General features: G+C 64.2%; 12 protein-coding genes and 3 pseudogenes. 6 read left to right on the forward strand and 9 right to left on the reverse strand.

The annotated features are described in order from the left end of the window. Window positions 1–59 precede the first annotated feature (59 nt). Window positions 60–1,073, forward strand: a pseudogene (locus tag VJV41_RS04780) (bifunctional 3-(3-hydroxy-phenyl)propionate/3-hydroxycinnamic acid hydroxylase); the annotation flags it as partial. A gap of 100 nt (window positions 1,074–1,173) precedes the next feature. Here the strand turns inward: VJV41_RS04780 and VJV41_RS04785 are convergent. Next, the gene (locus VJV41_RS04785; protein WP_325331628.1) at window positions 1,174–2,094 is read right to left on the reverse strand and encodes an LLM class F420-dependent oxidoreductase; all 921 of its coding nucleotides are present in this window, start codon (window positions 2,092–2,094) and stop codon (window positions 1,174–1,176) included. A gap of 102 nt (window positions 2,095–2,196) precedes the next feature. Between VJV41_RS04785 and VJV41_RS04790 the strand changes: the two genes are divergently transcribed. Next, entirely contained in the window at window positions 2,197–2,613 is a 417-nt protein-coding gene (locus VJV41_RS04790) for a hypothetical protein (protein WP_325331630.1), read from the forward strand. Continuing rightward, window positions 2,610–3,542, forward strand: coding sequence for a TIGR03560 family F420-dependent LLM class oxidoreductase (locus VJV41_RS04795; protein ID WP_325331632.1), 933 nt, complete (start codon window positions 2,610–2,612; stop codon window positions 3,540–3,542). Before VJV41_RS04790 ends, VJV41_RS04795 begins: the two co-directional genes overlap by 4 nt. A 100-nt stretch (window positions 3,543–3,642) precedes the next feature. Here the strand turns inward: VJV41_RS04795 and VJV41_RS04800 are convergent. Then, window positions 3,643–3,822, reverse strand: a pseudogene (locus tag VJV41_RS04800) (acyl-CoA dehydrogenase); the annotation flags it as partial. Between the two features lie 17 nt (window positions 3,823–3,839). Between VJV41_RS04800 and VJV41_RS04805 the strand changes: the two are divergent. Then, window positions 3,840–3,911 (forward strand): annotated as a pseudogene (locus VJV41_RS04805) (SRPBCC family protein); the annotation flags it as partial. Here the strand turns inward: VJV41_RS04805 and VJV41_RS04810 are convergent. Genes VJV41_RS04810 through VJV41_RS04840 form a run of 7 tightly spaced genes read right to left on the reverse strand, consistent with a single transcriptional unit; the run spans window position 3,881 to window position 10,759 of the window. After that, window positions 3,881–4,822 carry an alpha/beta hydrolase gene (locus VJV41_RS04810; protein WP_325331634.1) on the reverse strand — a complete coding sequence of 314 codons (942 nt, stop codon included), beginning with the start codon at window positions 4,820–4,822 and terminating at the stop codon, window positions 3,881–3,883. The pseudogene VJV41_RS04805 and the gene VJV41_RS04810 overlap by 31 nt on opposite strands. Before the next feature lie 2 nt (window positions 4,823–4,824). Continuing rightward, entirely contained in the window at window positions 4,825–6,351 is a 1,527-nt protein-coding gene (locus tag VJV41_RS04815) for an NAD(P)/FAD-dependent oxidoreductase (RefSeq protein WP_325331636.1), read from the reverse strand. Beyond that, entirely contained in the window at window positions 6,333–7,064 is a 732-nt protein-coding gene (locus tag VJV41_RS04820) for an SDR family oxidoreductase (protein WP_325331638.1), read from the reverse strand. Before VJV41_RS04820 ends, VJV41_RS04815 begins: the two co-directional genes overlap by 19 nt. Continuing rightward, the gene (locus tag VJV41_RS04825) at window positions 7,061–7,861 is read right to left on the reverse strand and encodes an HpcH/HpaI aldolase family protein (RefSeq protein WP_325331640.1); all 801 of its coding nucleotides are present in this window, start codon (window positions 7,859–7,861) and stop codon (window positions 7,061–7,063) included. Before VJV41_RS04825 ends, VJV41_RS04820 begins: the two co-directional genes overlap by 4 nt. Beyond that, window positions 7,858–8,826, reverse strand: a complete 969-nt coding sequence (locus VJV41_RS04830; RefSeq protein WP_325331642.1) for a zinc-binding dehydrogenase — start codon at window positions 8,824–8,826, stop codon at window positions 7,858–7,860. The genes VJV41_RS04825 and VJV41_RS04830 overlap by 4 nt, the downstream gene beginning before the upstream one ends. 2 nt (window positions 8,827–8,828) lie before the next feature. Continuing rightward, window positions 8,829–10,058, reverse strand: a complete 1,230-nt coding sequence (locus VJV41_RS04835) for a cytochrome P450 (RefSeq protein ID WP_325331644.1) — start codon at window positions 10,056–10,058, stop codon at window positions 8,829–8,831. Then, entirely contained in the window at window positions 10,055–10,759 is a 705-nt protein-coding gene (locus VJV41_RS04840) for an NIPSNAP family protein (protein WP_325331798.1), read from the reverse strand. Before VJV41_RS04840 ends, VJV41_RS04835 begins: the two co-directional genes overlap by 4 nt. A 76-nt stretch (window positions 10,760–10,835) precedes the next feature. Between VJV41_RS04840 and VJV41_RS04845 the strand changes: the two genes are divergently transcribed. Next, on the forward strand, window positions 10,836–11,651 hold the full coding sequence (locus VJV41_RS04845) for an SMP-30/gluconolactonase/LRE family protein (protein ID WP_325331646.1): 816 nt from the start codon (window positions 10,836–10,838) through the stop codon (window positions 11,649–11,651). Continuing rightward, window positions 11,648–12,460 (forward strand): thioesterase family protein, encoded by an 813-nt coding sequence (locus tag VJV41_RS04850; protein WP_325331648.1) that lies wholly within the window; start codon window positions 11,648–11,650, stop codon window positions 12,458–12,460. Before VJV41_RS04845 ends, VJV41_RS04850 begins: the two co-directional genes overlap by 4 nt.

Below are 12,460 nucleotides of genomic sequence, written 5' to 3' on the forward strand. Positions count from 1 at the left end.
CGACGCACGCGCAGGTGATGTTTCCGCCCTGGATCTGACCGCTGCCGGCGAACCTGCGTGTTGTGCGGTCATGCATCGACACCGGCATGCGCGACCTGAAGTTCGACCAGCGCTGGCTTGTTGTCGACATCGCAACGACCGCCGAACTCGATCAGTGGGACGGTGTGCACCAGGTCTGCGATCCGGTCCGCGCCGCGACATATATGCGGATCGGTGACTCCCGCTACCGCTGGGAATTCCAGTTGTTGCCCGGAGAGACCGCAGACGAATTCGGCTCCCTCGACGCGCTGCGCCCGCTCATCGCGCCCTGGGTTGGCGACGGTCCACCCGCGGATCTGACGCTTGTCCGCGTGGCGGAGTACACCTTTCGCGCGAAAATTGCCGACCGGTGGCGGCGCGGAAACCTCTTTCTCCTCGGCGACGCGGCCCACCTCACGCCGCCGTTCATCGGCCAGGGCATGGGCGCCGGGTTGAGGGACGCGATGAACCTGGCGTGGAAACTCGCCGGCGTCATCTCCGGTGACCTTGCCACGACCGTTCTCGACAGCTACGAGCAGGAGCGAAAACCGCACGCCCGCTTAATGATCGCAATGGCCTTGGGTATGGGTTGGGCGATGACAGCCGGCGGTGAAATCGGCAATCTCATCCGCCGGCTCGTCGTCCCGAGGCTGCGTCTTGTTCCCGCATTGCGTGACAAGCTGATCGAGAGTAGAACTCCCGCGCTGCACCGATCCGCGTTGGTCGCCAAGCGGCACACACCCTGGCAATTCGCCGGCACGCTGTGTCCCAACCCTCTGTTGGCCGACGGACAGCGCCTCGACGCCATCCTCGGCGGTGGTTTCGCACTGGTCACCCGCACGCCGACCACCGAAGCCCAGCGCGCCCTGATCGAACACCGGGGCGCGGTTGTCCATGTTGCTCGGCCGGGCAGCGTACTCGCCGACTGGCTTAGGCGTGGCTACGTCGCCGCCGCCGTCGTCCGGCCCGACCGGACCGTGATGCGCGCAAGCCGAGAAGTGCAAGAACTCTGCGAAGCCATGCCGACATTCACGCTTGGGGCGAAGGAACTGTAGTGCGTCGGGATGCTCGCATCGTCGTTGTGACGAGTTGCGCCGCGCTTGTGGCGGCCATGTCCGCTTCGTGGCCAGATCGGAAGGGAGCGGCCGGTGATCGTCACCGCAACTGAGCGATGACCGTCTTGCCGAAGCGTTCGATGGTTTCCAGCACATGCGTGAGGCTGTCGCCCGGCAGTCCCACCTGCAACCAGGTAACCCCCAGCGCCGCAAGCTTTTCCACGCCACTCAGGTAGGCGTCGGCGTTGAACGCATCGTCTCCCGGGCTACCACCCTCGGCGTTGGTGAAGCTGATGTCGATGGTGGACGGATCCCGTCCCTCCGTCTCCAATCGGCGGCGCAGATCGTCGATGCCCTCGCCCAATATGTCCGAGCTCATCTCCGCGGTGCGCGCGGTTTGGGCCAGAACTGCAGGAGCGGGAAACGGGCACCAGCCGTCACCATGCACGGTTACTCGCCGGCGCGCGGCAGCGGTGTTGCCACCGATCCAGATCGGCGGATGAGGGCGGCTGACCGGACGCGGATGAGCCGTGATGCCTTTTGCGGTGAAATGACTTCCCTCATACGAGAAGTCGTCAGTAGTCCAAATCCCACGTATCACCTCCAGCGCTTCGTCGAACAACTTCCCCCGTTCGTCGAAGTCCACACCGAGCGCGGCGAATTCTCGCTTGAGGTAGCCCACACCGACACCGAGGATGAACCGCCCGTCGGAAATCAGATCCAGCGTTGCGCCGGACTTGGCCACCACGAACGGGTTTCGGTACGGCAGCACCACGATGTTTGGTATCAGGCGCAGCGTCGTCGTCCGGGCCGCGGCGAAGCCCATCGCCACGAACGGATCGAGCGCATCGTGGCCACCGGCCTCCAACCATCGCTGCGTGGGCGCTGGGTGATCGGTGAACCCGAATCCGTGAAAGCCGGCCGCTTCCGCCGCCGCCGCAACCCCCGCAATGCCCGACCCGGTGACCAGCTCCGGGTTGTACGGATGGCTGTGCATCGGATGGGTGAACGTGAACTTCATCGGGTGCTCCGCTTCAGAAACAATCTTCTCAATCTGTGAGAATGTCGTTACCATGCGAACCACGAAAAGTACAGAGTTCGCGCATCAGAAGAGGTCAGCGGCATGGGCGAGTTGGCGGTGACACCCATCCGGCACGGCCCGTTCCCTGGTCGACTCGCGCCGGATGCGATCGCTGCCTATGCCGCGGCCACGGGTGATCAGACGCCCGCGGTGCGGGACGGGCTGGCCGTGCCGGTCGGGTTTCCGGTGATCCTCGTCTTCGAGGCGCAGGAGGCGGCGAGAGCCGATCTGCCGGCGGCGGCGTGGGAACGCGCTCGTGGCGGTGTGCACGGGGGACTGCTCGGCGTCGACGATCCCGGCCGGGTTGCCCGGGTGGCGGTGAGGTTCTCATCGCCGACGCAGTTGGATTCCGAACTGACGGTGAATGCATTTGGCATCGAAAACAATTCGTTTGCATTCGAAGCCGTCGCCAACGGTACGACGACCATCTCTCACGGAAGATTGGAACTGAGGCGATGACCAAACTCGACATCGGCGTCTACCTGCCTCAGATGGGCTTCACCTACTCCGAGATCCTGCACCGCGCGCAGCGCTGCGACGACCTCGGCATCGACTCGCTCTGGCTCTACGATCACCTGTACGGCCCCGGAGTGCCCGACTATCCCTCCTTGGAGGCGTGGACGTTGGCCACCGCGCTGCTCAGCCAGACCGAGCGCATTCAGGTCGGACATATGGTGCTGTGCAATCAGTTTCGACATCCGGTGGTGCTGGCCAAGATGGCGACCACCCTCGATCAGATTTCGGGTGGTCGGCTGCAGCTGGGCATCGGCAGCGGTTCCATCGAAGACGAACACACGCGTGTCGGCCTGGACTGGGGAACGTTCGCCGAACGCTCTACCCGGCTCGGCGAGACCTTGGAGATCCTGCGTCAGGCGTTCGCCGACGAGCGGATCGACTTCACCGGCGAGCATTACACCGTGCGCGACATGCCAATAAAGCCGGGACCGGCCCAGCAGCCTCGGCCACCGATCATCGTGGGTGGGGTCGGCGAGAAGTACACGTTGCCGCTGGTCGCACGCTATGCCGATGTGTGGAACGTGCCGACGTATGCATTGGGTGAGCTCGAGCACAAGACCGCCGTGCTGCGATCGATCTGTGAAGACATCGGGCGAGACCCGGACACGATCGTGCTGTCGGTCGAGGCAGTCATGGCGCTCGCGCCGGATGACGACTCACTGCCGAAGGTCCGCGCCCTGGCCGAGAAACGGTTCGGCATACCGGCTTTCGGGTTACACGAGGGTGGATTGATCGGGACTCCATCAGCGATCGTCGATCGCCTTCACGAGCTGCACGAACTCGGTTTCGGCCAGATCGTGCTGTTCACCCACGATCGGGGTTCCGACGAAACCCTGGAGCTACTCGCCACGAAGGTGATCGCGCGGCTCTAGGAGTAGCAGCAACCTGCAATTTGTACTGAGGGCTGTGGCAATCGCCCCTTCACAACCCTCAGTGCAAAATCGAGCTTAGGCTGGGGACTTCTGCTTGACAGGCCATCGCCGTTGCGGGCCAGTGAAACCACGACGTGTGAGCCCGGCCGATCTCCAGCTCCCAGATCCGTCGGCGCACGGCGCTGAAACCGCCCTCGGATTCTGGCTTCCAGTCGGCGGCGAGATAGCCCTTGGCGCCGAGCGCCAAATGCACGCCCTCGTCGAAGTTCTCACCGGTCTCGGGGCATCGTCACCACCGACGGCTTCTTTCGGACTGTGAATCCGGCCAACATTGACGCCTACCACGCGGCGATCGCGCGGGAGCTCGCCGGTTGATGTAGCGCCCTCTTCAACGCAGCGCCCTGAAGCTCGAACAACTGCTGGCTCGTCTCCCACTCCGGGACCAGCGAGTCGAAGCCGTGGCAGGTGCCAGGGAAGACGTGCAGCTCCGTGGCGACACCGGCCCACATGAGTCGCAAGGCGTAGTCGACCGCTTCGTCGCGGAGAGGATCGAGCTCCGAGCAGGTGATCAAAGTTCGTGCCACACCGTCTAATTCGGCTGCACGACCCGGCACCGCGTCAGCAGGAATCGACTCACCGGCCAGATAGTGACCCCACATCTGCTCGACAGCGGGCCCGTCAAATCCCGGGGTCGCCGTGAACTCGTCTTTCGACGGCATCGGGCGATCGTCGAGCACCGGTTGGTGCAGCAGCTGAAACACGATCGGGGGCGCCGCCCCACCTGCGGCGCGTTGGGCGAGGAGCGCGGCCAGAGCCGCTCCGGCACTGCTGCCCGCGACCGCCAGCCGGCCGGCGTCGATGCCCAGTTCGGCTGCGTTGCCGGCAGCCCATTCCAACACGGCTGTCACGTCGTCGAGTGCAGCGGGATACGGATGCTCGGGCGCCAACCGGTAGTCGACGGAGATGACGGTGCAGCAGCCACGCCGTGCGAATTCCACGCACTGACGATGGTCGGTGTCGAGATTGCCCAGTACGAAAGCGCCTGAGTGGCAATAGATCACCGTCGGCGCGGGTGATGGCGCGCCGCGGTAGATACGTACCGGGATCGACTGCACGCTGCGGTTCTCGATGTCGACGCCGACGGTGTTGACATGGCGGACCGTTTCGGCGCGGCGCTGGTTCAACGAATCACGGACTACCCACAGCACGCCCGCGGACAAATCGGTGCGGGCCGACGAGAAGTCTCGCAGTGCCGGGTCCAGACGATCCACGAACATCATGCTTACCAACTCGCAGCCGACTGTGAGCCGGCCTCAACGGCAAGCCTGCCTGACGGCGGATCGAAGGTGTAGTCAGCGGGCCTGTAGCGGCGGGTCATGCCCCAAAATGCGCGAGCGCTGCGCGGCCACTGAGTGACGACACGGCCGTTGGGTGCACGAAAATAGTTGCTACACCACGTGAGCCACACTGTGCCCTCCATCCACTGGTCGATCTTGGTGATGAAGTCCGCCATCGTCGACGGCCGAACAGCCACATAGCCCTTGCGCCTGCGCCGCATGTACCTCAACGCCCGCACGATGTAGCGGGCCTGCGCCTCCAGCATGAAGATGACGCTGTTGGACCCGACATTGGTGTTGGGCCCGTAGAGCATGAAGAAGTTCGGAAAGCCTGGAACCGTCATGCCAAGGTACGCGTGTGCCCCGTCGCGCCACGTCTCCCGCAGAGATCGCGCACCCTCACCGATCACGTCGATCTGCCCGAGGTAGTCCGCCGCGGAATAGCCCGTTGCGCACAACACGACATCCACGTCGAGCTCACTACCGTCCTCGGTCACCAGGGACCGTGACCGAAGCGCCCGGGCCGGGCTGGACACGACCTCGACATGCGGTTGTGTCAGCGTCTGCAGGTAGTCCGTCGCGAAGACCAGCCGCTTACAACCGAGTGGGTGATCGGGGGTGAGCATTCGGCGCAGCTCTTCATCGGGCACCGTCGACTCGAGCACCTTCAGTGCGATGCCCTTGAACTCCTGCGTCTTGTCGCTGCCGTTCTCGATCACCGAGATGTTCGATTCGCTGCGCAGCCACAGCCTTGTTCGATAGATCTTCTTGGCGAACGGGATGTGGGCGAAGAGCCACTTCTCCCGGTCTGTGTACGGCCGGTCCGGCTTGGGCAGGATCCATGTCGGTGAGCGCTGAACGGAGTAGACCTTCTTCGCTTCCTTCGCAACCTCTGGGATCAACTGCGAGGCAGTCGATCCCGTGCCCAGCACAGCAACACGTGCATTTCGCAAGTCGACAGAGTGATCCCAGCGACCGGTGTGCATGAGCGTGCCGGTGAACCTCTCTTCCTCGACGAGATCGGGAAGCAGCGGCTGGGTGAACAGGCCGACGGCCGAGATCACGATGTCGAAGTTGTGCTGCTCCCCCATTGAGGTTGTGAGCTGCCACGTGTTGGAGTCGCCATCCCATTGTGCCGAAACGATTTCCGTGTTCAGCCGCAAGTGCGGGTCGAGTTCATACTGCTGTGCGCAACGCTCAAAGTAGTCCAGGATCTCCGGCTGCCCGGACCACAACCGCGACCAGTTCGCGTTCAGGTCGAACGAATAGGAGTACAGGTGCGACTTGACGTCACACGCCAGTCCCGGATAGGTGTTGATGCGCCAGGTGCCACCAACACCATCCTCGCGGTCGAAGATCGTGAAATCGCTGAACCCGGCCTTGCGCAGAAAGATGCCCAGAGCCAGCCCGCCTGGTCCGGCTCCAATGATGCCGACCGACAATCCCTTGCCGTTCAACCGATTTGCAGGCATTGGCCTCCGTCCACGACAAGCTCTGCACCGGTAATGAACGACGCGTGCTCGGAAACGAGGAACGCCACGGCATCGGCGATCTCCATCGGCTTGCCCAGCCGGCCCAGGACGGCGCGCTGCGCAAGCCGTGCCTGTGTCGCCTCATCGAGCATCGGAGTCTCGATAGGCCCGGGAAACACGGCGTTCACCCTGATTCCGGCTGAGGCGAGCTCGGACGCAGCTACCTGGGTGAGTCCCCGGAGCGCCCACTTGGACGAGCCGTATGCGGCGTGGTTGGGGAAGGGTCGAATCGCTCCGGTGCTACAGGTATTGACGATTGCTGCACCGTCGGCCTTCCGAAGGTGCTCCAGACTGGCCCGGATACCCAGAAACGGGCCCAGACAGTTGACACGCCAGCTCCTTTCGAAGCGTGCCTGCGTCTCGTCGGTGAGCGATGCCCGGTGCAGCACGCCGGCGTTGTTGACCAATGTGTTCAGGGCGCCGAACCGGTCGACCGCCGTCGCCACCGCATCGGCCCATTGCTCCTCGGATGTCACATCCATCGGAATCGCGACCACAGCGCCGTCACCGAACTCATCGACGGAGGCGTTCAGCTCGTCGGCCAGCAGATCGCAGGCGGCGATACGAAATCCATCCTTGTGAAGGCGTTCTACTATCGCCGCGCCCTGTCCGCGGGCGGCGCCGGTCACCAGCGCCACGCGATCGGCAGTCACTGACAGCCCCTCGCGGCGGCGCTGCCTGAAGCCTTATTGTCGGCTTGTGCGGTCGCCTCACTGAGGTGTTCGGCCGCCCCGCGCCGCAGTGCCTGAGATTCCGAGGCAAGCGTGATCATCCGAAATCCCATCTCAGCCATGGCCTTTCCCAGCTGGCCCGTACCGGCGTGAATGCCCGTGACCAGACCGGCCGCCGAAGCGGTCGTCTGTACATGTTCCATCGCGTCGCGCACGGCCGGATGCGTCCACGCTTCGGCGAGCCCGTATCCCATCGAGATCGCCAGATCAGCAGGCCCGACGTAGACGCCGGTCAGGCCAGGCACCGCGGATATCTCGTCGAGTGCCGAAATTCCTCGCGCCGTTTCAACCATCGCGAACACGCTGGCTCGTGCCTCCAGCGCTGCCGGGTCGTGGCCGAGGCTAGCGCGCAGCGGCCCGAAACTGCGCACTCCTGCCGGGGCATACCGGGTCGCCGCCACGGCCGCGGCGGCCTGTTCGGCCGACTCGATCATGGCGATGATCACCGCGTCGGCACCCGCGTCGAGCACACGGCCGATCGGCGCGGGCTCGGCCGACGGTAGTCGTACGGCGGTGGCAATGGGAACATGCTCAAGGCGACGAAGCATCAGCGCAACGTCGGCGTCGTCGAGGTAGCCGTGTTGCACGTCGAATCCGACGTAGTCGTAGCCTGTTTGGGCGAACTCCTCCGGGCCGATGATGGTCGGCCCGACGACCCATCCGCCCCAGATCCGTTCCTTCGCGGCCAGTGCTTCCTGCAGCCTGCTCGGCGTCGTCATTCGACGATCGCAATCTTGACACGCTCGGGTGTGGGCTTGCAGGCCAACTCGAATGCGGCCTGCACGTCGTCGACGGAGAACGTGTGGGTGAGATAGTTGGCGAGCAACTCCGGATGTCCACGCGCAAACGCATCGGCGGCTTCCAGTACCCGCCGCCGGTCCAGCGTCACACCCGATTTCAGGGTCAGATTGTTGCGCAGCATCGTGCGCATGCTGATCGGATAGCTGTCGTCGTCGGCGACGCCGAAGTAGAAGACGGTGCCACCGAAGGCCGCCGCCTCGATCGCGTGGCTCAGCGTCGCGACCTGATGGCCGACGGCTTCAATCACGATGTCGGACCGGTCATCGGGCTTCAAATGACTTATCCATCGGTCGCTGGTCGCGCGGACGGCGGTATCGACGCCGAACAGCCTGCCGATCTCGTCGCGCTCGATCGGGTCGATGCCGGTGACATGCTCGGCGCCTGCCGCCTTTGCCACATACGAGAACAACAAGCCAATCGATCCCTGCCCGATGATCGCGACGCGGCGTCCTCGTAGGTCCGGCAACTGCTCGACCGCATACAGCACGCACGCCAGCGGCTGCAATCCGACCGCTAGTTGTGGGCTGAGTGCAGGGTCGTACGGCGCTAACCCGTTGCCGTCGGCCACCACCCGTTCCATCAGCCCGTCGAAGCCCGACGCCCAGCCGACCACATGATCGCCCTTCCGATGGGCGGGATGGCAGCTTGCCAGCACTTCGCCGACCACCTCGTGGATGGGAAATCCGTGCATCTCTGCGGCGCACATACCGGTGTCGCCAGGCAGCCTGCCTTTCGCGCCGCGGAAGCCAGGAAGGTCGCTTCCGCAGACACCCGCCGCGAGGAAGCGAAGCAGAACCTGCCCGTCGACAAGCGATTCCGGCGACGGCTCCGGTGTTTCCGTTCGCTCAAACGTGTACGGCGCGACGAGGCGATACGACCACATCGTCAGACCTCCACCGGGATGTTGTTCCAGCCCCATTGAAAACTGGACGGCGGCCGCGACGCCGCCTCGCTGACGATGTGCCAGTCGGGCACCCGTTTCAGCCATTCGGTCACCATGATCGCGATCTCGAGGCGAGCGAGGTGCACTCCCAGGCAGAAGTGTTGTCCCCTGCCGAATGCCAGCAGTCGCTCGATCGGCCGGTTCCAGATGAATTCCTCTGGGTCGGGGTACTCGCGCTCGTCGCGGCCTGCTGACCCGAGCAATGCGATGATCCGCTGGCCGGGTTCGATCGTGATGCCGTGGATGGTGAACGGCTTGCGCACCGTGCGCGCGAACCACTGCGCCGGGGCGCAATACCGGATCATCTCCTCCCGAGCGACGGGCACATTGGCATCGAGATCGGCACGCACCGCGGCCATTTGGTCGGGCCGCCGACCCAGCTCCCACAGCCCGTGCGCGATGATCTTCGGCACGGTTTCGGTCCCGCCGATGAAGACGCCGAGCATCTGGGTGGCGGCTTCGATGTCGCTAAATGCCGATCCATCGGGCAGCCGGTAGGTGAGAAGGTTGTCGGCGATCGGCAGCGCACCGTCGGGGCCTTCTGCGCGTCGCCGCTCGACGATCGGCACCAGGTATTCCAGATAGCCGGGCCGCGCGTTGGCAACCTCGACACCGCTTCCTGGTTGCGCAAGACTGCCGGCGTTGACCGTTGCCAGCACTTCGGGCGCCAGATCGGCTGATAATCCGACCAATTCGCATACGACGGATGCGGCGACGATTCCGCCGTACTCCTGGGTGAGGTCGAATCTGCCGCGCGGCAGCAACTCATCGAGCCGCTCGTTGGCCAGGACTCGGATTCTGTCCGCCAAGGTGGAGACGGATTTGGGCCGGAACTGGCTGGAGGTGCACCGACGCACGCCGTCGTAGATCGGCGCGTCGAAGTTGGCGTGAAACGGCATGGGATGCACCGGCGGATCCGGCACCGGCCCATCGTTGCGCGACGCTAAAACCGTTGCGGCGGGAAGAGTTCCTTCGGAGGCGACGAACGTCCCGTCGCTGATCTCCAGTACCTGCCAGATGTCGGAGAACCGCGATAGAACATACGTGTCCCACTTGTCGATGTGGTACAGCGGGTAGTCGTCGCGCAGCACGCGGTAGTACGACAGCGGATCCGACATCACCGCCGGATCGAACGGATCGTACGAGAAATCCTGCATCACAGGCGAGTTCATTGCAGGGGTGAGGGCGGTAGGGCCTGCAGGATCGAGTCCTCCCAGCCGTCGCGCAGAGCGGGCGCGACGCTCATCCAGGTGACGATCTCCGAGGGCGGGCTGTCCGTCCATGACGGGTAGTGATTGACGAAGCATTCCCAGTCGCCATCCAGCGCCCAGTAATGAATGACCTCGTTGAACCGGAACGTCGTGATGAACGAACCAAGCCACCTCTTGCCCGTCCGTTCCGACCACGGCACATAGAGACGCTCGAGCTCGCGGATGTAATCGTCCTGGCGCCCCGGCTTGGTCTGCATGATCTCTTGAATGACCAAACCCGCGCGGAAGTTCGCTTCATTCAGCTGCGCAAGGGTCTTGTTGCTCGCACCGGCGTACGTGATCCGGCCTTCACCGGATGCTCCGATCTCGGAGAGGTAGGTCGCCCATTTCGCTGCCGATTCCTCGTGGCTGCCGCCACGTGACTGGGCCTTGCCGATGCGCGCGTAGTCGGCGAACGAGTCGATCTCCCAGATGATTGTCGCCTGAGGCCAGTGTCCGTTGTACGGCGTGGTCTCCCACATCGCGAACAGCCGGGCGCCAAGCTCTTCCATCATCGGGTGGTAGACGTCGCTGAACGCTGAAGTGAAGCGATCGCTACGGCCCGATCCCAGCTCAACCGTCTCGTGCAGATACAACAGCGTGTGGCCGTGGTAGCGCTTCATGTTCATGACGAGCCGCAGGTAGTTGACAGTGGCACCTAGCGAGCGTGACACTTACGGCGTGTTTTGTAAAGGTACGATGCTGACGCCATTGGCGAAGGGTTTCTGCTTCGGGGAAGGGCCCCGCTGGTTCGAGGGGCTGCTCTGGTTTTCCGACATGCTGGGCGAGGCGGTGCACACCGTTAACCTGCGGGGCGACATGACCACGCTTCCTCTGGCTGGCCATGCTCCGTCCGGTCTGGGCTTTCGCCCCGACGGTTCACTGCTGATCGCCTCGACCGAGGATCGGAAGGTGCTGCGCTACGACGGCGAAGTCGTCACGACCGTCGCGGATCTCTCTGATATCGCGCCGGCGAACCTCGGCGACATGGTGATCGATGACGTCGGCCGTGCCTACGTTGGATCCCAAGCGTTTGAGGGAGGCGTGATCGTGCGGGTCGACCCCGACGACTCGGCTACCGTCGTGGCACGGGACCTCGATTTTCCCAACGGCATGGTCATCACGCCCGACAGCACCACGTTGATCGTGGCCGAGTCCATCGGCCGGCGGCTGACGGCATACAGCATCGGTCCGGATGGGTCGTTGTCGGATCGGCGGATATTCGCCGACGGTCTCGACGGCCCGCCGGACGGGATCACACTCGACGCCGAAGGTGGAGTGTGGGCATCGATGACGCTGGCGAATCAGTTCGAGCGCATCGTCGAGGGCGGCGCGGTCACCGAACGCATCGACATGGGCGACAGGACCGCGATCGCCTGCACGCTCGGGGGGCCGGAGCGTCGCACGCTCTTCCTGCTCTCGAGCACTGACGCCGATCCCCAACGGCTCGTCGGCACAAAGCTGTCCCGCCTCGATGCAGTGACCGTCGACGTACCCGGGGCCGGGCTCCCATGAGCGATAGCTACTACGAACTCGTCGACGCCGCCGACACATCGGGCGAAATGTTCAGAGCCACCGACTTGGTGCGCAGCACGTGGTCCGCGGCGATTCAGCACGCCGCACCGGTATCCGCCTTGCTGGTCCGCGGATTGCAGCGTTGCGAACAGCGCGACGACACTCGTCTGAGCCGCGTGATGGTCGACCTGCTGGGCCCCGTGCCCGCCGAGGGAGATCTATGGGTGCGAACGAAACGCGAACGATCCGGCAAGCAGATCGAGTTGCTGAGCGCCGAGATGCTGGCTCCAGGTCCGGACGGCCATCCACGACCGGTGGCCCGCGCGAGCGGATGGCGGTTGCAGACGCTGGATACCGCCGAAGTTGTCCACGCGCCGGCGACACCGCTGCGTCCGCTTGCAGAGGCCAAAAGCCGTGACATGAAAAAGGATTGGGACCGCAACTACGTGCACAGCCTGGATTGGCGATGGCTGACCAAGCCGTTGAGCGAGGGCCCTGGCGAATCGTGGATCAGGCCGGAGGTCGATCTCGTCAACGGCGAGATGATGACGCCGCTGGAGCGGCTGTTCGCGGTCGCCGACGACGCCAACGGCATCGGCACGAAGTTGGACATCCGCAAGTGGACGTTCCTCAACACCGACCTTGTGGTCCACGTGCATCGTGTCCCCGACGGTGAGTGGATCGGCATCCGCGCGGAAACCAATTACGGCCCAGACGGTATCGGTACGACAATCGGGACGCTGTTCGACGAGAACGGCGCAGTCGGCGGCATCCAGCAGTCAGTACTGGTCCGCCCGCGGCCTCGCTGA

Origin of the sequence: Mycobacterium sp. (assembly GCF_035274705.1) — a bacterium.
GTDB lineage: Bacteria > Actinomycetota > Actinomycetes > Mycobacteriales > Mycobacteriaceae > Mycobacterium.